General features: G+C 63.0%; 20 protein-coding genes (1 of these 20 only partly in view). 5 read left to right on the top strand and 15 right to left on the bottom strand.

What is annotated here, in order from left to right; all coding sequences use genetic code 11:
- On the bottom strand, window positions 1-1,086 hold the 5' portion of the coding sequence (locus ACPPVP_RS38840; RefSeq protein WP_426528810.1) for a TRAP transporter substrate-binding protein. The gene continues 3 nt to the left of window position 1, outside the view; only the first 1,086 of its 1,089 coding nucleotides appear in the window; the start codon lies at window positions 1,084-1,086; the stop codon falls past the left edge of the window.
- A 337-nt stretch (window positions 1,087-1,423) separates the two neighbouring features.
- On the opposite strand from ACPPVP_RS38840, the gene ACPPVP_RS38835 reads away from it, so the two are divergent.
- On the top strand, window positions 1,424-2,509 hold the full coding sequence (locus ACPPVP_RS38835; protein ID WP_426528809.1) for an SDR family oxidoreductase: 1,086 nt from the start codon (window positions 1,424-1,426) through the stop codon (window positions 2,507-2,509).
- Between the two features lie 20 nt (window positions 2,510-2,529).
- A complete protein-coding gene (locus tag ACPPVP_RS38830; protein WP_426528808.1) occupies window positions 2,530-2,817 on the top strand; it encodes a barstar family protein in 288 nt (95 codons plus the stop codon).
- Window positions 2,818-2,844: 27 nt separating this feature from the next.
- On the opposite strand, the gene ACPPVP_RS38825 is transcribed toward ACPPVP_RS38830, so the two are convergent.
- The 3 genes from ACPPVP_RS38825 to ACPPVP_RS38815 all read right to left on the bottom strand — a co-directional run bounded on the left by ACPPVP_RS38825 (window position 2,845) and on the right by ACPPVP_RS38815 (window position 5,934).
- Window positions 2,845-4,158 (bottom strand): NAD(P)H-dependent oxidoreductase, encoded by a 1,314-nt coding sequence (locus ACPPVP_RS38825; protein WP_426528807.1) that lies wholly within the window; start codon window positions 4,156-4,158, stop codon window positions 2,845-2,847.
- Window positions 4,159-4,338: 180 nt separating this feature from the next.
- Window positions 4,339-5,139 (bottom strand): phytanoyl-CoA dioxygenase family protein, encoded by an 801-nt coding sequence (locus tag ACPPVP_RS38820; protein ID WP_426528806.1) that lies wholly within the window; start codon window positions 5,137-5,139, stop codon window positions 4,339-4,341.
- Between the two features lie 120 nt (window positions 5,140-5,259).
- Entirely contained in the window at window positions 5,260-5,934 is a 675-nt protein-coding gene (locus ACPPVP_RS38815; RefSeq protein ID WP_426528805.1) for a GntR family transcriptional regulator, read from the bottom strand.
- Between the two features lie 183 nt (window positions 5,935-6,117).
- Here ACPPVP_RS38815 and ACPPVP_RS38810 point away from each other — a divergent pair, with 183 nt between their 5' ends.
- Window positions 6,118-7,851 carry an adenylate/guanylate cyclase domain-containing protein gene (locus ACPPVP_RS38810; RefSeq protein ID WP_426528804.1) on the top strand — a complete coding sequence of 578 codons (1,734 nt, stop codon included), beginning with the start codon at window positions 6,118-6,120 and terminating at the stop codon, window positions 7,849-7,851.
- 15 nt (window positions 7,852-7,866) lie between these two features.
- Here the strand turns inward: ACPPVP_RS38810 and ACPPVP_RS38805 are convergent, their stop codons facing one another.
- Both ACPPVP_RS38805 and ACPPVP_RS38800 read right to left on the bottom strand, forming a co-directional pair.
- On the bottom strand, window positions 7,867-8,691 hold the full coding sequence (locus ACPPVP_RS38805) for an alpha/beta fold hydrolase (protein WP_426528803.1): 825 nt from the start codon (window positions 8,689-8,691) through the stop codon (window positions 7,867-7,869).
- 5 nt (window positions 8,692-8,696) lie between these two features.
- Window positions 8,697-9,521, bottom strand: a complete 825-nt coding sequence (locus tag ACPPVP_RS38800; RefSeq protein WP_426528802.1) for an alpha/beta fold hydrolase — start codon at window positions 9,519-9,521, stop codon at window positions 8,697-8,699.
- A 186-nt stretch (window positions 9,522-9,707) separates the two neighbouring features.
- On the opposite strand from ACPPVP_RS38800, the gene ACPPVP_RS38795 reads away from it, so the two are divergent.
- Window positions 9,708-10,250 (top strand): methylated-DNA--[protein]-cysteine S-methyltransferase, encoded by a 543-nt coding sequence (locus ACPPVP_RS38795; protein WP_426528801.1) that lies wholly within the window; start codon window positions 9,708-9,710, stop codon window positions 10,248-10,250.
- A 9-nt stretch (window positions 10,251-10,259) separates the two neighbouring features.
- Here ACPPVP_RS38795 and ACPPVP_RS38790 read toward each other — a convergent pair whose 3' ends face one another.
- The 6 genes from ACPPVP_RS38790 to ACPPVP_RS38765 all read right to left on the bottom strand — a co-directional run bounded on the left by ACPPVP_RS38790 (window position 10,260) and on the right by ACPPVP_RS38765 (window position 15,798).
- The gene (locus tag ACPPVP_RS38790) at window positions 10,260-11,063 is read right to left on the bottom strand and encodes an enoyl-CoA hydratase/isomerase family protein (protein ID WP_426528800.1); all 804 of its coding nucleotides are present in this window, start codon (window positions 11,061-11,063) and stop codon (window positions 10,260-10,262) included.
- Window positions 11,060-11,929 carry an MBL fold metallo-hydrolase gene (locus ACPPVP_RS38785; RefSeq protein WP_426528799.1) on the bottom strand — a complete coding sequence of 290 codons (870 nt, stop codon included), beginning with the start codon at window positions 11,927-11,929 and terminating at the stop codon, window positions 11,060-11,062. The genes ACPPVP_RS38790 and ACPPVP_RS38785 overlap by 4 nt, the downstream gene beginning before the upstream one ends.
- 17 nt (window positions 11,930-11,946) lie before the next feature.
- On the bottom strand, window positions 11,947-13,125 hold the full coding sequence (locus ACPPVP_RS38780) for a serine hydrolase domain-containing protein (RefSeq protein ID WP_426528798.1): 1,179 nt from the start codon (window positions 13,123-13,125) through the stop codon (window positions 11,947-11,949).
- Window positions 13,126-13,147: 22 nt separating this feature from the next.
- On the bottom strand, window positions 13,148-13,762 hold the full coding sequence (locus tag ACPPVP_RS38775) for a glutathione S-transferase family protein (RefSeq protein ID WP_426528797.1): 615 nt from the start codon (window positions 13,760-13,762) through the stop codon (window positions 13,148-13,150).
- Between the two features lie 158 nt (window positions 13,763-13,920).
- Window positions 13,921-14,763: a fumarylacetoacetate hydrolase family protein gene (locus ACPPVP_RS38770; RefSeq protein WP_426528796.1), complete on the bottom strand. Its 843-nt coding sequence runs from the start codon at window positions 14,761-14,763 to the stop codon at window positions 13,921-13,923.
- Window positions 14,764-14,943: 180 nt separating this feature from the next.
- On the bottom strand, window positions 14,944-15,798 hold the full coding sequence (locus ACPPVP_RS38765) for an MBL fold metallo-hydrolase (protein ID WP_426528795.1): 855 nt from the start codon (window positions 15,796-15,798) through the stop codon (window positions 14,944-14,946).
- Between the two features lie 117 nt (window positions 15,799-15,915).
- On the opposite strand from ACPPVP_RS38765, the gene ACPPVP_RS38760 reads away from it, so the two are divergent.
- The gene (locus ACPPVP_RS38760; protein ID WP_426528794.1) at window positions 15,916-16,332 is read left to right on the top strand and encodes a DUF3775 domain-containing protein; all 417 of its coding nucleotides are present in this window, start codon (window positions 15,916-15,918) and stop codon (window positions 16,330-16,332) included.
- Between the two features lie 30 nt (window positions 16,333-16,362).
- Here the strand turns inward: ACPPVP_RS38760 and ACPPVP_RS38755 are convergent, their stop codons facing one another.
- From ACPPVP_RS38755 to ACPPVP_RS38745, 3 genes are all read right to left on the bottom strand, one after another.
- On the bottom strand, window positions 16,363-17,352 hold the full coding sequence (locus ACPPVP_RS38755; RefSeq protein ID WP_426528793.1) for an NADPH:quinone reductase: 990 nt from the start codon (window positions 17,350-17,352) through the stop codon (window positions 16,363-16,365).
- Entirely contained in the window at window positions 17,349-18,134 is a 786-nt protein-coding gene (locus ACPPVP_RS38750; protein WP_426528792.1) for an SDR family oxidoreductase, read from the bottom strand. The genes ACPPVP_RS38755 and ACPPVP_RS38750 overlap by 4 nt, the downstream gene beginning before the upstream one ends.
- A 120-nt stretch (window positions 18,135-18,254) precedes the next feature.
- Window positions 18,255-18,770, bottom strand: a complete 516-nt coding sequence (locus ACPPVP_RS38745) for a CvpA family protein (RefSeq protein ID WP_426528791.1) — start codon at window positions 18,768-18,770, stop codon at window positions 18,255-18,257.
- Window positions 18,771-19,067 lie beyond the last annotated feature (297 nt).

The following is a 19,067-nucleotide window of genomic DNA, read 5'->3' as shown; positions in this document are numbered from 1 at the left end:
GGTGCGGGTGCGCATCCGCATCATGAAGCTGTCGTAGCTCAATTCAGCCACCTGATTCCAGGCCAGCGATTCATTACGGAACGCCGCCAGACTGGTATACAACTTGTTAAAGTGCGGATTGGTCTTGGAAAGATCCGCGTAGATGCCGTTGGCGGCGGTGTAGCAGGCCTCCAGAACTTCCTGCGGGAACGGCCGCAGGATCGCGCCGGCGGCAAGCAGCCGCTTCAGCGCCGGCGGATTGACGTAGTCGTATTTGCCGGTGACCCAGGTGAACGTGTCGTAGGAAGCGGTTTCGATCGCGGCCTGATAGTGCTTCGGCAGCTGATTCCACTTTTCCATGTTCATGATGTTGTGGCCCTGGCCGGTGCCTTCCCACCAGCCCGGATAGTAGTAGTACTTCGCGACCTTCACGAAGCCGAGTTTTTCGTCGTCGTAGGGCCCGACCCACTCGGCCGCATCGATGGTGCCCTTTTCCAGCGCGGGATAAATATCGCCACCCGCGATCTGCTGCGGCACGCCGCCGACTTTTGCGATGATGGTGCCCGCGAAACCGCCGACGCGGAATTTCAAGCCTCTGAAATCCTCCATCGACTTGATCTCTTTCCGGAACCAGCCGCCCATCTGGGCGCCGGTGCTTCCGGTCGGAACGCCGACGCACTTGTATTCCTTCAGAAGGTCGTTGAGCAGTTCAGTGCCGCCGCCGAACCTCAGCCAGGAGATATGCGCGCGCGTGTTGAGGCCGAACGGCAACGAGGTGCCGAAGGTGAAGGCAGGATCCTTGCCCCAGTAGTAGTAAAGCGCGGTGTTGCCCATCTCGACGGTGCCGTTCGAGACGGCGTCGAGTACCTGCAGGCCCGGAACGATTTCGCCCGCGGCAAATGACTGAATCTGGAATTTGTTGTCGGTGATTTCGGCAACGCGTTTGACGAAATATTCGCAGCCGCCGTAGAGCGTATCGAGCGCCTTCGGCCAGCTCGCCGTCAACCGCCATTTTATTTCCGGATTTGTTTGCGCAATCGCGGGCGCGGCAACCGCACTCGCGGCAAGACCGACGCCGCCTACCTTCAAGAAATCACGACGTTTCATATTTTGCTTCCCCTCTGTTTGCCCGACCAAGGGAGGGCGGTCTTGTGCCGCCTTTGCTGTTTTTCCGATGGCCGGTGCTGGTCTGGTGTTTGTGCAATATGGCCCTAAAACCAAGGCTCTTGGTTTTCGATAAGCAATTCCCGGCTTGGTGGACCTGAAGGCAGGATGACGAATTGGTGATCGATAATCAAGGGTTCTGGTTCCATCGCATTTGCGAAGGACTGCCCGAATACTGAGCGTTTGAGCGGTCATGCACGACGAAAGGCTAAGATTGCCGCTGACGCCGCTTGCGGCCGCCTGCTAGTGAAAGCTGCCATTCCCTCGCTGGAGTTCGTCAATGGCCGACAAGAAAGTAGTGATTGCGGGCGCGACCGGGCTGGTGGGAAATGCCGCATTGCGGCACTTCGGCCGGACCGGCACCTGCGACGTTGTAGCGCTATCACGCCGCAAACCGCGCGAGCTCCATGGCGCCCGTCACGTATCGATCGACCTGACCGATCCGGCGCAGTGCACGCAGGCCGCAACCGCGTTGCAGAATGCAACCCATGTCGTCTATGCCGCGCTTTATGAAGCACCGAACCTGATCGACGGCTGGCGCGATCCGGATCAGATACGAACCAACGATTTGATGCTGCGCAACCTGATGGCGGCGCTTGAGCCTGTCGCGCCGCAGCTCCGCCATGTCGCGCTGCTGCAGGGTACGAAGGCGTATGGCGTCCACGTTCGCCCGCTCACCGTGCCTGCGCGCGAGGGCCGCTCGGAAATGTACGAGCAGCCGAATTTCTATTGGGCCCAGGAGAATTTTCTGCGTGAATTGCAGCAAGGCAAGGCTTGGCACTGGAGTATCCTTCGTCCGGTCCTGATCGTCGGCGAAGCGATCGGCGGCGCAATGGATCTGATACCCCCGCTTGGCGTGTACGCGGCGATGCTGCGCGAGCAGGGTCGCCCACTCGATTATCCCGGTGGCGCGGCGCGGGTGTCGCAGGCGGTCGATGTGAACCTGCTGGCGCGTGCCATCGCCTGGTCGGGTGAGGCCGCGGCCGCGCGCAACGAAGCGTTCAACGTCACCAATGGCGATGTCTTCACCTGGGAAAATGTCTGGCCTTCGATTGCCGAAGCGCTTGGCATGCAGCCCGGCAAGCCGGCGCCGTTGTCGCTTGCGCAGGAATATCCGAAATGGATCGCGCCGTGGAACGAGCTGCGCCGCAAGCACGATCTGGTCTCGCCGGAGCTGGAAACGTTCGTCGGCCTGTCATTCCAGTATACCGATTACAGCATGCGCTATGGGCAAACGCAGCCGGGGCCGCCGTCGATTGTCTCGACCGTGAAGATCAACCAGGCCGGCTTCACCGAGATGATGGATACCGAGGCGATGTTTCGCAAATGGTTCACCCACGCACGGGCGAGCCGGCTGCTGCCCTAACCAAGCTCTGGTGGATGAAAATGAAGGACATCGTTCTCGACGCTTCGGCATGGCGGGATCGGGATGATTTTTATGATGCTCTGCTTCCGGCGCTTGGAGCACCGGACTGGCATGGCCGAAATCTCGACGCTTTGAACGACAGTATCCGTGGGGATGACATTTCGGCGGTACGACTGCCTTTTCGCATCAAGATCACGAACGCAGCGTCGGCACCCGCCGATCTTCAAAAGCATCTATTCAAGTTTGCCGATTTGATCACGGATATCAGGGTTAGCCGCGGCCACGAAGTGTACTTGATGTTGGATTAGCAGCACATGCACGCGCGACGGAGCTTGTTACTGTGCGCCGCCGAATGCCGCTTCCATCGCCTTGCGCGTCTTGATGGTGTCGTTGTTTTCGTCGACCTCGACATCGTTCCAGCGCACCACCCCGCCATGGGCGACGTCGTTCTTCAGCTTGACGCGATGGGCAAGTCCGATCGGCAGCGCGCCGGCGGCGAGACTTTTTCGTGCCGGCATCAGTTTGCCCCACACCGTGTAGCCGCCTTCGCCGTCGAGCATTTCGCCGGCGCGCAGATTACGCTTGGCGACCGCGGCGACGTCGCCACGAAAATCGTGCGGCTGGCCGGTCGGCTCGTTGCGCAGCGCCGCCGACAGGATGGAGATGTTCAGCTCGAGCCCGATCAGGTGGTACGGCTTGTACATCGCCGCATAGCGGCCTGAAGCATCGGTTTTCAGCCCATATTGCTTGAAGCAATCGGCGGCGTAATCGTTCGGCGCTTCGAGCACGACATAGACGCCCCAGCGCAGGTCCCTGAAGACAGGACGGCCATCGCGTTCGAGCGACGACACGACTTCCGCGAGACCGGCTTTCTCCAACACGCCACCCTTGTCGCGTGGCCGCATTACATGTGGCAGATCGTCGACGCCGCAGGGCGGAAACAGCAGCCCCTCCGACGGCACGTCGAGTCCACAGGCGTTCGCGATCGCCGCCATTTCGATCGCCGATTTGGTGCCGTCCAGGAACGAGTTGAACATCTGCGGGTTCATGCCGGCCGATTGCGCTTCGCCGGCCGTCAGTCCGTAATGGCCCCAGACGCCATCCGGCGTCACGTCGTGATATACAGGCAGATATTTGGTGCCCTTGCCGGCGGCCACGACGCGAAAGCCCGTTGCGCGCGCCCAGTCCACCATCTCGGCGGTCAGCGCCGGCTGGTCGCCATAGGCCAGCGAATAGACCACACCCGCTTTGCGCGCTTCCTCGGCCAGCAGCGGGCCGGCCAGCACGTCGGCCTCGACATTGACCATGACGACATGCTTGCCCGCCGCAATCGCCGCGCGCGCATGTCTTATGCCGACGGCCGGATTGCCGGTTGCCTCCACCACGACGTCCATGGCGCCGCCGGCAATCGCACGCACGCCGTCATCGGTGAAGGCGGTCCGCGCGATCCGCTCCGCGTCCCAGCCGACGGTGCGGCACGCTTCGCGGGCGCGGTCGCGATCGATGTCGATGATGATGGGCACTTCAAGCCCCGGCGTGTGCGGTACCTGCGACAAAAACATCGAGCCGAATTTTCCTGCGCCGATCAGCGCGACGCGAACCGGCTTGCCGGCCGCAAGGCGGGCGTTGAGGAGGCGATGAAGGTTCATGGGAATGTCCGATCGGAGTGAGGCGTGTTCCGGACGCGGTGCAGCCTAGGCGATGCGAGGGCATCGTCAGGCAACGCTGCTCAGCAGAGCCGGGACCCGGGCTGATAACATGAAAGCGGAGGCCCGGGCTCTGCAGCGCACCGCTTTGGCGCTGCGCTGCGTCCGGGGCACGAGAGAGTGTTACTCCGCCGCCTGGCGATGGGCGCGCGCGAGCCGCACCAATGCGTCGTCGTCAACCGTCTCGATCGGCGTGAAATCGCGGTGCGCGATATATTCCGGCCGCGTCGGCGTGCGGATGTAGTTCGAGACCGCATTCAGCGTCAGGTAGACGATCTTGCGCGGATAGGGCGTGATGTTGCCGCTCGATCCGTGCACCAGATTGCCGTGGAACAGCAGCATGCCGCCAGCCTTGCCGGTGGGAGCGACGATGCCGCCTTCCTTGACCAGCCGGGTGACGGTCTCCTCATCCAGCGTCCACAGCGGATAGGATGTCGTTTCGAGATCGTGCGCGGCCTTGAGGTCGCCGGCGTGCTGGCTCTTCGGCACCAGCATCAAGGGGCCGTTGATCGGCATCACCTCGTCGAGGAAGATCGCGATGTTCATCGCGCGCGGTTCGGGCATGCCGTCGTCGCGCTTCCAGGTGCCGTAATCCTGGTGCCATTGCCAGACGTCACCCGTGAAGGCGGCTTTGGCGTTGATCTTGAACTGGTGCATGTAGAGTTTTTCGCCAAAAATCTGCTCGATCGGCTCGATCATGCGCGGATGGGCGCCGAGCGCGCCGAACGCCTCGTTATAGAGGTGCGCGGCAAAGGCGGTGCGCGGCGCGCCGCTCTTCTCGCGCCAAACCTCGGGCCGGTTGGCGTCGTAGATGCTAACCGCCTCGCGTGCGAGATAATCCACTTCCTCGGGGGTGAACAGCTCCGGCAGGAACAGCCAGCCTTCGCGGTTGAAGAATTCGATCTGCTCTGGCGTCAGTTTCATGGCGTTCTCTCCTGTGGCTTTGTTTTTGTTGTCGTCATTCCGGGGCGGTGCGAAGCACCGACCCCGGAATCTCGAGGTTCTGTGTTCACGCATCGCGTGCCCCGGAACGACAGCGTTGAATCACGCCGCCTTGTCAGTCGCTCTCAGTCGCTCCTCAGTCATCCGTCCCGCCGTTTGCGCATGCGCGAGCGCCGCGGCTTCCGCCGCTTTCGCATTGCCCGCAAAAATCTGCGCTGCGATTGCCTCGTGCTCAGCCCAGGCGCTTTCGCGGTAATCGAGCTCAGCCAGCACGGTCGCCATCGAGCGGCGCATATGCGGCCATTGCGGCGTGATCATTTCCTCGATCGCAGGATTGCCCGCGAGGCGATAGATCGCCCTGTGAAAATCGACGTCGAGTGCGATCAGCCGCGACAGCGGGGTGTCTTTTCCGATGGTTCGTCCCGCTTGCAGCGCGGCCTCAAGCTGCGCGCGTCCCGATACATCGGACCTGGCGCGTCCGGCGGCGAGCCGTGCGGCCAGCGCATCGATGGCGCCGCGCACTTCGTAGAGCTGGCCGATGCGCTCCGGATCGAGCCGGGTGACTTCAAAGCCGCGTCGGCCGCTTTCGGCGACGAGTCCCTGCCGGTGCAGCAGATGCAGCGCATGGGATACCGGCTGGCGGGAAACGCCGAGCTTTTCGGCCAACTCGTTCTGCCGGATGCGATGCCCGGGCGGCAGCGAACGGTCGGTGATCGCCTCGAGGATCCGGGCGTAGACCTGATCGATCAGGTTGGGGAGCGGATCCAGCGGGATCATGCCGATTGTCCAATTAGGAATACGGAATTCCGTATTCGATACTCCGCGGCCGGCCGCGCGTCAACAGGCTTCCCGCGGGAACGTGCCAAATCCGACGCCGCGCGCTAAGCAACGAGCCCGGGCCCGGATCGGCCGGGCGTTCGCGTCGTCCCCATTCTGTCCGCCACCTCAGAGCGCCACTCCATGCTGCAGCCGACAATCCGAAAGCGAATCCTCGGCATCGCCATCGGGTTGATCTTCCTGATGGCGATCACCTCGGCGCTGTCGACGGTGATGACGCGCAAGATCGCCCACCAGCTCGACGAGTTCAGTTCGAAATATGTCGAAGCGTATGGGCATCTGGCGCGGATGAATGTCCGTTCGCTGGAGCAGGCTCTGGCGCTGCGCCGGCTGATGATCGGCCGGATGCAGTCGCCGCCCGACGAGCCATCCATGGCGGATCAGCGAAAAATCTATGAGGCGAAGGGCCAGGAAATAGAGCAGGAAGCGCAGGCGGCGCGCGCCCTGATCAATGCGATCATCGACGATACCTCGACTGCATCCGATAATGCCCGGCTCGGCCGGATCGACGATCGGATCGAGCGCGTGACCAGCGATCTCCATCGCTACCTCGGTGAAGAATACAAGCGGCTGCTGAGGCTGCTCGAGGCCGGGAATATCGCCGAGGCCCGGGCCAGCGTGGCCCGGACCGACACGCTGCGCGACGATCTCAACCAGAGGATCGAGGTTATCCGCACCGATATGCTCGCGCTGGTTCGCGGCGATGCTGTGATGACGATGCGCGACCAGCAGACGGCCATTGTCATCTCCGTGGTCCTGACCCTGCTCGCGAGTATTCTGGGACTGATATTTTCACTTTTTATCAGCATCGGAATAACCGGCCCGGTGCGGCGGCTGCTGGATGGCACCCGCGCCGTCGAGGCCGGCCGGCTCGACGGCTCCATCGATGTCACCACGCGCGACGAGATCGGCCAACTCACGACGGCCTTCAACAACATGGTCGAGCAATTGCGCCACAAGGAGCGCCTGCGCGAAACCTTTGGCCGCTATGTCGATCCGCGCGTCGTCGAAGGCCTGATCGACCCGCAGTCGCTGACCGCTTCCGATGGCGAGCGCCGGGTGATGACGGTGCTGTTCTGCGACATGAAGGGCTTTACCAGCCTAAGCGAAGGCATGACACCACAAGGCCTCGTCAAGGTGATGAATCACTATCTGTCGACGATGTCGGGACCGATCCGCAGCCATCGCGGCATCATCGACAAATATATCGGCGATGCGATCATGGCCTATTGGGGGCCTCCCTTTACCGAGCATGGCGAACAGGCGCGGCTGGCCTGCCTTGCTGCTGTCGAGATGGCCGACCGAGGTGCGGCGCTGCGGACCGAGTTCCCCGAATTGCTTGGCGTGCGCACCGTGCCGAGCGATTGCGAGGTTCGCATCGGCATTGCGACCGGCGAGGTGCTGGTCGGCAGCATCGGCTCGGAATTCATGATGAGCTACACCGTCATGGGCGACGCGGTGAATCTGGCGTCGCGCCTGGAGAACGCCAACAAGTTCTACGGCAGTCATTCGCTGGCCTCGGAAGCCGCGATCATGGCGGCCGGCGACGCAGTTGAATCGCGCGAGGTCGATCGGCTGACGGTCGTTGGCCAGACCCATTCGGAAGCGGTGTTCGAGATCATCGGGCGCGCGGGTGAGTTGACCGAGCAGCAACGGGTGCTGTTGGCGCAGTACGCCGAGGGGTTGGCTGCCTATCGGGCGCGCCGATGGGACGAGGCGCGGCGGGCTTTTCAGGCGGCGCTCGAGGCCGTGCCGGGCGATGGCCCGTCGACGGCGATGGCCCAACGTGTCGAGAATTTTCAGGCAAACCCGCCGCCTGCCGATTGGGACGGCTCCTGGCGGCTCGATCAGAAGTAGCGGCTGGCGGCGGATTTACGCCGCGAGAAAATCCAGCACCGCGTCGCAAAATTCCTGCGGCGCCTGTTCGAACATCCAGTGCCGCGTGCCCGGGATGACGGCGGTCCTGGCGCCCGGAATATGCTCTGCCAGCACGCGCCAGACCCCCGCCAGCGCACCCTTGGTGTCGCCGCCGCCGATCAACAGCGTCGGTGTCTTGATCGATGTGGCCTCGCTCTTCAGGAACGGCTTGCGGTCCTCGCCGACCTGACCAAGCAGCGTATAGATATTGTCGCGCAATTGCTGCCGTGGCGCCGCAGGCCACCGCGCCCACGCGCCTTCGCCGTCGATGCCGTCAACGAACAGCGCGAGTGCGCCGTCGATGTCGCCGTTTCGCACCATCTCGGCTGCGACCGGAACGCGCGGCCCCGGCGGTGCGGGACCGGGAGGCGGACTTGTCGGTTGCAGCGATGGTTCGAGATCGCCGCCCGGCTCGGCCAGGATGGCCCTGCGCAACAGGTCCGGCCGCGCCTGCGCCACCCGGAATCCGATATGGCCGCCGCGAGAATGCCCGATCAGATCGACCGGCCCGGCGTTCAGTTTTTCGATGAAGCCGATGACGTCGGCTGTGTGCTGCGTCATCAGATAGTCGCTGCCGACCCCGTCCCAATGCTCCGGAAAGAACCGCCGCAGGCTCAGCGCGATCACCCGATGCTTTTTCGATAGCGGGCCCAGCACAGCGTTCCAGGTGCGGAAATCGCCGAGCGTCCCATGCACGAGCAACAATGGCGGGCTATTGCCGCTACCCCGGCCGACATCGAGATAGGCCATGTCGTAGCCGTTGACGCTCAACGTCTGCATCGCGATCAACCCTCCGCGAGATACGCGAGAACGATCTCGCAATATTTCTGCGGCGCCTGTTCGAACATCGGATGCGTGGTGCCTGATATCATCGCGGTACGCGAGCCCTTCACATTGGCGGCCAGCGCATTCAGCACCTTCGGCAGCGTGCCCTTGGTGTTGGCGCCGCCGATGAACAATGTCGGCGTCTTGATCGCCTCCGCGTCCGCTTTGGAGAATGGCGGGCGCTGGTCGCGCATCTGGCCGATCAACGTCGTGGCGTTGTCGCGCAAAAGCTGTTTTGGCGTGGCCGGCAGGCGCTTCCATGCGCCGGGGCCTTCCAGCGCGTCCATGAAGATCTGCAGGCCGCCATCGATGTCGCCTTTGGCGATCACCTCGGCGGAAGCTGCGATCATTCCAGTGAGCGGCGAAGGGCCTGGTTTGTAGGCGGGATCGAGCGTGGCGTCGAGTTCGCCGCCGGGCTCGGCCAGGATCAGCTTGCGCAGCAGGTCTGGCCGGCGCTGCGCGACGCGAAAGCAGATGTGTCCGCCGCGAGAATGGCCCATCAGGTCGACCGGCCTGGTATCGAGCTTTTCGATGAAGCCGATCACATCCTCGACATGCTGCGCTATCGAGTAGGTGTCGCCAATGCCGTCCCAGTGGTCCGGGAAGAAATGCCGCAACGACGGCGCGATCACGCGGTGCTGGCGCGTCAGCGGTCCCAGCACCGACGACCAGATCCGGAAATCGCACAGCGAGCCGTGCACGCACACCAGCGGCGGGCCGTTGCCGGCGCCTTGGCCGACATCGAGATAGGCCATGTCATAGCCGTTGACCTGAAGGGTTTGCATGGGATCTCGTTGAGGTGGGATGGGACCAAGGCCATTGCAGGGCGCTGGCGAGAACCCCAGATCATCGGAAGTTGTTCATGCCGTCAAGTTCCGCCGGGATTCGGGTGGATAGCAATAATCTCCAAGCCTAGATTTGGGCCCAGAAGGAAGCTGGGTGGCATTGAACAGGAGAATACGGAGCCAGCCATGACCGGGCACCATTTTACGATATTCGACACCCCGATCGGCCGTTGCGGTATCGTCTGGGGCGAGCGCGGCATCACTTCGGTGCAACTGCCGATGGGTGATGAGAAGAAGACCCGCGCCCGCTTGCAGCAGCGCCATGACGACCTCGTCGAAGCGCCGCCGCCGGCGAAGGTACAGGCCGCCATCGACGGGATCGTCGAACTGCTCGAGGGCAAGCCGAACGACCTTGCCGACGTCGTGCTCGACCTCGACGGCGTTCCCGAATTCAACCGCGGCGTCTACGACATCGCGCGCACGATCCCGCCGGGCAAAACCCTGACCTATGGCGATATCGCCAAGAAACTCGGCGGCGTCGAACTGTCGCGTGACGTCGGCCAGGCGCTGGGCCGCAACCCCTGTCCGATCGTGGTGCCGTGCCACCGCGTGCTGGCGGCTGGCAACAAGCCCGGCGGCTTCTCCGCCAATGGCGGGGTGGTGACGAAATTGAAGATGCTGGCGATCGAGGGAGCGCCGGTGAACCACACGCCGAGCCTGTTCGATTGAGCGGTCGCCTTACCGCCCCTTGAAGTTCGGCGTCCGCTTCTCGTTGAAGGCCAGCACACCCTCGCGGCGGTCCTCGGTCGGGACCATGCGGTTATAGGCCTCGATCTCCAGTGCGAGGCCGTCGCGCAGCGATAGTTGCAGGCCGCGATGGATCGACAGCTTTGCCTGGCGAACGGAAATTGGCGCGTTGCGGGCGATGCGTGATGCTGTCGCCAGCGCCGACGGCAATAGCTCCGGCAACGGCAGCACCTCGTTCACCAGACCCCAGGCATGGGCTTCCGCCGCGGTGAACGGCTTGCCGGTCAGGATCAGCTCCTTGGCGCGGCGTTCGCCGACGGCGCGCGGCAGGGTCTGTGTGCCGCCCCCGCCCGGCATGATGCCGAGCGTCACTTCGGTCAGTGCAAAGCGCGCGCCCTCGGCCGCGTAGAGAAAATCGCAGCAGCCTGCGATTTCGCAGCCGCCGCCATAGGCCGCGCCGTTGACGGCGCCGACGATCGGGACCGGGCAGTCGATCAGCGCCCGCACCATGCGCTCGAAGATGACGTGCTGGCGCGTCCATGCCTCATCCGTCATGTCGCGCCGCTCTTTCAGGTCGCCGCCGGCGCAGAACGCCTTGTCGCCGGCGCCGGTGAGCACGATGCAGCGCAGGCTTTTTGGTTCGAGCGCCGTATCCTCGAAATAGCGCACGAGGTCGCGGCCCATCTGGGTGTTGAGCGCGTTGGAGGCATCCGGCCGATTGAGCCTGATAATCACCACATGCTCGTCGACCGGCTCGACCGAAAGTGTTTCGAACGTAGGCGTGTCCGCGCTCATGTCGCCTCGCAGGAAAATCCGTTGCCCTTGCGCCGGATCTTTCCGACCGACGGTGAGGGGAAATGCGCGGTGCAGCACATTGTATCCGTATCGCAATAGCGTTCCATGAAATTGCGCCGCGTCGTCGCTGCCTGCGTCTGGTCGACGTCGAACTTGACGGACATTTCCGGATAGCGCGTCTGCAGCGGCGAATGCATCAGGTCGCCGGAGAACACGGCGTCGTCCTTGCCACGGCCGAAGGTGAAGGCGACATGGCCGGGCGTGTGGCCCGGCGTCGGCAGGAGGCGGGTGTGGTCGCCGATCTGGTAGTCGCTGTGCACGATTTCGGCCTGCCTGGCCTCGACGACCGGAAGCACGCTGTCGACAAACGGCGGCACCGGCGTTTTCGCGTTCGTCTCGGTCCAGTAGTCGAACTCGGTCTTATCGAACACGTAGCGCGCCTTGGGAAAGGTCGGCACCCAGCGGCCATTGTCGAGCCGCGTGTTCCAGCCGACATGGTCGACATGCAGATGCGTGCACATGACATAGTCGATATCGCCGACGGAAATCCCGGCAGCGGCCAACGCGCGCGCGTAAGTATCGTCGGTCTTCATGTTCCATTTCGGGCGCTGCGGCCGCGGCTTGTCGTTGCCGATGCAGCTATCGATCAGGATGGTGTGGTGCGGCGTCTTCACCACGTAGGACTGGAAGCACAGGATCAGCACGTCCTTGTCGTCGAGCGCACCGGCCTTTTGCATCCACGCCCGGTTCTCCGCCAGAAGTTCCGGCGTCAGGCCCGGCAGCATTTCCAGCGCCGGCAGGAAGGTGGTTTCCTGCTCGATGATGCGGTGAATGGTGAGGTCGCCGGCCGTGAATTTCAGGCTCATGTTTTTCCCGGGCTTGATTATCGCGCGTTGTTGTCGCGAACGGATGGAAGGATGAAGTTCGCCATCATGTCGAGCGCCTCGTCACCCTGGCGTGGTTGAAAATAGAGGCCCGATGTCGTCATCACCACAAGGTCGCGGTCGGGCACGATGAAAATGCGCTGGCCGCCCGAGCCCATCGCCGCAATCCACCTCACTTCCTTCTCCTGCGCCATCGAGCGGCCCATCCACCATTGCTGGCCGTAAAAGAAAAGACCACTGAAATAGCCGATCGCCTGAAAGCGGGGCGTGACCGATTGCTCGATCCATTTGGCCGAGACGATCTGCTTGCTGTTCCAGTCGCCTTTGTTCAGCACGAGCTGGCCGATCTTCGCGGCGTCGCGCGGGCGAAGACGAAGGCCGACGGCCGGGGCAACCTTTTCGTTCGCGTACTTCATCCATTCCCAGTCGGAGATGCCGAGCGGTGCGAACAGGGTGTCGCGCGCGAACGCCTCCAGCGATTTGCCCGACACGCGCTCGATGATGTTGCCGAGCAGGTCCGTTCCGCCGCCATTGTAGGTCCACACCGTGTCCGGCGGCGCAGCGATAGGCTTCGACAGGACATAGCGCATCGGATCAGCTTCGTTGCTCAGATGCGGTTCGTCGTTTTTGGGATCCTTCCAGCCGCGGTTCTCGTCCCATTGAATACCCGACGACATGGTCAGGAGATGGCGGAGGGTGATGTTGTCCCAGCCCGGCGACTTCTGTGCGGAGTAATCCGGAAAGAATTTAACGACGGGCTCGTCGGCGCTCCTGATCAGCTTGCGATCGATCGCGATGCCGACCAGCAGGGAGACCACGCTCTTCGAGGCCGATCGCATGTCGTGTTTGGTTGTCGCATCGAAATCGTGCTGCCCATCGTTCTGACCCCAGGGCTCGTCATATCCTGCAAAGTATTGTTCGAAGACGAGCTTGCCGTGACGAACGATGACCACGGCGTGAACGTTGGCTTCGGTTTCCTTGAGCCGCGCCGCGATGGCGCACAGCCGCACACTATCGAGGCCGGCGCTTTCAGGGGAATCGATGGTCCAGCCATCGCCAAGGGCGGCGGGAACACCACAGGGCGGATTTGCCTGGCTCAGCGCCGGCGTAGTGGATACTGCGAGCACGAAAGCGGCGGCAAGGCCGAGGCGCCGCAATCGTTTGCTACCCTCGCGCATGCTGCCGTCTCCGTTTCCGTTGTCACGCCGGCGGCGGGACCGAGATTTTCACCGACGGCCGTTCCAGCATCTTCTGATGGAAAGCGTCGAGCTTCGGATAGGCCTTGCGCCAGCCGCAATCGGCAAAGCGAAAATCGGCATAGCCCAGCACGCAAACAAGGCCGATCTGCGTAATATTGAACGGCCCGGACAGCACGTCAGGCTTGCTCTCGAAGCGCGCCATGCCGGTCCAGGCGCGATTCCAGTGATCGTCCGACCACGCCTTCCACCGCAGCGGCTCCGGCCGCACCATGGCTTCGTAGCGGCACAGCAGCATGGAATCGAGCATGCCCTGCAGCAGGGAATGGTCGCTCTTCACCTTCCATCGCTCGGGGCCGGACGCGGGGATCAGCTTGCCGCCGCCGGCGAGCTCGTCGAGATATTCAACGATGACGTAGGAATCGAGGATGACGTCGCCATTGTCCAGGATCAGCACCGGCAGCTTCTTCAGCGGCGTGATTTTCGAATATTCCTCGTTGGCCTGACCCGGCGCGACGGTGGCGGGGGTGAATTCGATCTTGTCGATCAGGCCGGTCTCGATCGCGGCAATCCGCACCTTGCGGGCGAATGGAGAGGCGGGGGAGAAGGTGAGTTTCATGCTGGAAATTCCCTTGAACATTTTTTCTTGTTTGACACGGCCGTGAGCACCTCTCGGTGTCATCATCCGCGTAGGCGGATGATCCAGTACGCCGGGACGGTGCGGTATTCACTAACGCCGCGGCGTACTGGATACCCCGCTTTCGCGGGGTATGACGGCTAGGCCGCGATGATTTCCTGGCGCTGCTCGCCGAGACTGTCGATGCCGAGCGTAACGACGTCGCCAACATTGAGGAAGGTCGGCGGCTTCATGCCGAGGCCAACGCCGGGCGGGGTGCCGGTGGTGACAATGTCGCCGGGCAACAGCGTCATGAACTGCGAAACATAGGAAATGCACTTCGCCATCGAGAAGATCATGGTCGAGGTGTTGCCGGTCTGACGGCGCTGGCCGTTGACATCGAGCCACATGCCGAGCTTCTGCACGTCAGGGATTTCGTCTCTGGTCACTAGCCACGGGCCGACCGGACCGAAGGTGTCGTGCGATTTGCCCTTGGTCCATTGGCCGCCGCGCTCCTGCTGAAAATTGCGCTCGGAGACGTCATTGCAGACGCAGTAGCCGGCGACGTGGTTCAGCGCGTCGGCTTCCGAGACATACTTGGCGCGGGTGCCGATGATGGCGGCGATCTCGACTTCCCAGTCGAGTTTGGTGGAGCCGCGCGGCTTTTCGACGGCGTCGTTCGGGCCCGACAGCGAGGTGTTTGCCTTGATGAAGAAGATCGGCTCGGTCGGGATCGGAGATCCGGTTTCCTTGGCGTGGTCGCTGTAGTTCAGACCGATGGCGACGAATTTCGAGATGCCGGTGACCGGCGCGCCGAAGCGCTGCTTGCCGTCGACGGCGGGGAGTTTGGACGTGTCGAGCCCGGCAAGCTTGGCGAGCGAGGCCGGCGAATAGGCCTCGCCGTCGAGGTCCTTCAACTGTGCCGAAAGATCGCGCAACTGGCCGGATTTATCGATCAGGCCGGGCTTTTCCGCACCCTTGGCGCCGTAACGTACAAGCTTCATTTTGTCACTCCCTGCGGGTTATCAGGCTTATTGGTGGTATACCTCGACACGCTTCATGGAACAGCGGGGCGGGAAATTCAACTGCCGAAAGCGCAGGGTAGGGTGGGCAAAGGTGCCCTTACGCCGGGCTCGGTCGTCAGGCGCAACTTTGAATGGTGGGCACGCTTCGCTTTGTCCACCCTACGGATTCTCCAGCGCCACAAACCGGAAAGCGTCGCCGTCGCGCGTGATGTGACCGGCACTGAAGTGTCCGCCAATCACCAGCGCCGGCGTATCGGCAAAGCGCGAAAACACTTCGCGACGGGTTTCGGCCGATTGCCGGGGATCGGAATCGGCCGTCGACGACCAGTCGAGATGGACCATCTGGCAGGGATGGTGGGCCACGTCCCCCGTCAGCAGGGCCTCCGCGCCGTCCGACTTGATGTGGACGCTCATATGGCCGGGGCTGTGGCCGGGTGTCGGGATCAGGGTGATCTCGTCGGTCAGCCTGGCATCGCTGGCAACGAGATCGGCCTTGCCGGCGTCGGCGATCGGCTTCACGGAATCGCTGAACACGGCTGCCCTGTCCGGTGCGTCGCTGTGGTCGCGCCAATACTCAAACTCGGTCTTGCCGAACACGTAGCGCGCATTGGCAAAGGTCGGCACCCATTTGCCGTCGACAAGTCTAGTGTTCCAGCCGACATGGTCGACATGCAGGTGCGTGCACAGCACGGTGTCGACGCGTTCAGGCGGGAAGCCCGCCACGGTCAGCTTGTCGAGGAACGGATCCTTCCGGTTGTTCCAGGTCGGCACATTGCGGCCCTGCTTGTCGTTGCCGAGCCCGGTGTCGACGATGATCCGCTGCGTGGGCGTCTCGATCAGGAACGAATGGATCGACATTTTCAGCCGGCCTTCCTCGGTCGCAAATTGCGGGATCAGCCACGGCAGTTTCTGGATTTCCTCGTTGGTCGCCGGCGGAAGGATGAAACGGGTGCTGCCGACCGTCTCCATTTCGATCGCCATGGTGATCTTGACCCTGCCCACGTTCCAGTGCATCCGGCGTTTTCCCATCGTTCTCATTGTTCCGGCAAGGATGCGGGTTTCCATGTTTCGGTGCAATGGATCATCTGACGGCGTTTGACGTTATCGCATGGCCCCTATGAGGAACATGCGATGCCAGAACTCATGATTTCGGCCGAAAAAATCGGCTTCCTGATCGAGAAAGCCCGGCAGTTCGACGTCAAGGAAGCTGCATCCGATCCGGACTCCGGATCCAATGCCACCGATGACGGCATGATCGATGTGCTCGAGGACGACGGGCGCGACCCTGTCGCGCGCGAGATCGCCGGTTTCATTGATGCGCTGAGCGAGGACGAGCAGATCGATCTCGTCGCGCTGATGCGGCTCGGCCGCGGCGACGGAACCCTCGGGGAATGGAAAGATCTGCGGCAACAGGCCGCGGAAGGACGCAGTGATGGTCCCACCGCGCGCTATCTGCTGGGCGAGCCGATGCTCGGCGATCTTCTCGCCGAAGGTCTCGGCGAGTTCGGCCTGTCCTGGACGGAGGAGCGGACTACGCCGATCCAGTAGCTATCTATCGGTGGCTACTTCTATCAGCAGCTACCTGGCGCAGTCCACGATCACGGTCCCGAGCTTGTCGCCTTTCTCCACCGCCAGATGCGCCTGCGCGGTGTCCGAGAGTGCATACTGCCCGGCGACGTTGTGAATGCGCGGGCCCGCGGCCAGCCACTTTGTGATGTCCGCCTGGCCTGCCGCCAATAACGGCGGTGGCAGCGCGAACAGCACCAGCGTGCGCAGCGCGATGCACTTCTCCATCAATTCGCGCATCGGCACGACAGGCGTGCGGTTGCCATTGGTGGCGTAGACCGCGATCGTCGAATTCATGCCCATCAGCTTCAACGTGGTTTCGATATTGCCGCCGAAATCGACATCGACGACGCGGTCGACGCCACGCTGCCCCGTAAAAGCCATCGCCTTGGCGCCGACATCCTCGGTCTTGTAGTTCACGATGAGGTCGGCGCCGGCAAGCCGCGCCTGTTCGCCCTTGGCCGCCGAACTGACGGTCGCGATCACCTTGGCGCCGCCCCATTTGGCGAGTTGCACGGCATAGTGCCCGACGGCGCCGGCCCCGCCGGTGACCAGCACCGTCTGTCCCACGATCGGGCCGTCGCAATACAGGCAGGTCCACGCCGTCATGGCGGGGATGCCCAGCGTGGCGCCTTCCGCAAACGACAGATTGTCGGGCAGCGGCGTCACCAGATGTTCGGCGAGCGCAATGTATTCAGCCGCGGTGCCGAAGGCGCGGCCGTTGCGCTGGCCGTTGAACAGCCAAACGCGCTGGCCGGTCTTGCACCGGGTGACGCCGTTGCCGACCTGGTCGATGATGCCAGCGCCGTCACTGTTCGGAACGACCCGCGGATATTCCATGGCGCGATAGCTGCCGCCGCGGCGGCCGACGTCGGCGGGATTGACGCCGGACGCCTCCAGCCGCACCCGGACTTCGCCCGGGCCGGCCACCGGCGTCGGCATCTCGCCATAGGTCAGCACCTCCGGCGCGGGGCCCGCTCGCTCATACCAGACCGCCTTCATAGCGTGCCCGGAAACGCGCCGCCGTCGAGCAGGATGTTCTGGCCGGTGATGTAGCCGGCCTTGGCGCCGCACAGGAACGCGCATGCCTGTCCGAATTCCTCGGGATCGCCGAAGCGACCGGCGGGATTGAGCTTGGCGCGTTCCGCCAGCAGCTGGTCGACGGTGATGCCGCGCCTGTCGGCCTCGACCTTGGCTACCGGGCCGCGGACGCGGTCGGTATCGAACGGGCCCGGCAGCAGGGCGTTGATGGTGACGTTGTTGATCACGGTTTTCCGCGAGATGCCGGCGACGAAGCCGGTGAGTCCGGCGCGTGCGCCGTTGGATAAGCCGAGCACCTCGATCGGTGACTTTACCGCTGCGGAGGTGATGTTGACGATGCGGCCGAATTTCCGCGCCATCATGCCGTCCACCGTTGCCTTGATCAGTTCGATCGGCGTCAGCATGTTGGCGTCGATCGCCTTGATCCAGTCGTCGCGGGTCCAGTTGCGGAAATCGCCGGGCGGCGGGCCGCCGGCATTGTTGATCAGGATGTCCGGATCGGGACAGGCTTTCAGTGCGGCTTCGCGCCCGGCCGGCGTGGTGATGTCGCCGGCAACTTCCGCGACGGTGATGTCGGGATAGGCTTTGCGGATTTCATCGGCGGTCTTTTTCAGCGCCTCCGCGCCACGTGCAGTCAGGGTGACATGCACGCCTTCATTGGCCAGCGCCATGGCACAGGCGCGCCCCAGGCCCTTGCTCGATGCGCAAACGATGGCGCGGCGGCCTTTGATCCCAAGATCCACTGTTTCTCTCCCGTTATGTCAGGTGATTTTTGAAGGGTGATGCGGCCACTCTAGCCAAGTCGAGCGGCCCTGATAAGAGAGCGGCTACCGCCCAAACGCATATCAGGGAGACCGCGTCGATTATATGTGCCGGTCTTTCTTCAGGCGGTCGATCGCAGCCACGAGATCCGGCGGAAGGGATTTGACGCCCATTTGCCCGGCGGCCGATAGCACAGGCCGCAACCGCGAACCGGTCATGAAGGCCGGCTGCAGGTTTGCCGGCACAAGTTGGTCGAAGATCAGCACAATCGTGATCGCAATCAGGCCGACGCGCACCGCGCCCAGGGCGGCGCCACCCAGGCGGTCTCCGATCCCGGCTTGCGGTCCGATGATGTCATCGAGGACCATGCAGGCCAGCTTTCCGAGCACCATACCGATGACCAGAAAAGCTCCGAAGAACAGCGGTGAATTCTGCGCAAACGGTGAGGCATGCTGGCCGTCGAGCTGGGGCGACACCAGCGGCACCAGCCCCATCGCAATCGGCATCGCGGCGATATAGGCCAGAATCGCAATTGCGCTGCGCAATAGCCCGGTATTGAAACCGATGACCACCGCAATAATCAGTCCGAGATAGACGACGGCATCGAAACTGTTCATGGGGAAAATTCCACTCTGGTTCCGATACCGATGTTTCGTCAATGAATCGGACTGGCGATCGCTAAAATCGTCTGCATCAACCAAAGCGTGTGTGGTCCGAACTACGACGTCAGTCCGTAGCCCGGATGAGCGAACGCGACATCGGGGAGTCAGAGGCGCCGGCTCCGGATATCGCTTCGCTCATCCGGGCCACCGCACTGTGTCCGGCAGCGTACATACGTGCTCGGCTCCCTCCACGTCATTGCGAGCGAAGCGAAGCAATTCATCTATCCCCGTGCCGCGAGTTGGATTGCTTCG

It is taken from the genome of Bradyrhizobium sp. McL0615 (genome assembly GCF_049993905.1).
Classification (GTDB): Bacteria; Pseudomonadota; Alphaproteobacteria; order Rhizobiales; family Xanthobacteraceae; genus Bradyrhizobium.
This window is presented reverse-complemented; position numbering and strand designations above follow the sequence as displayed.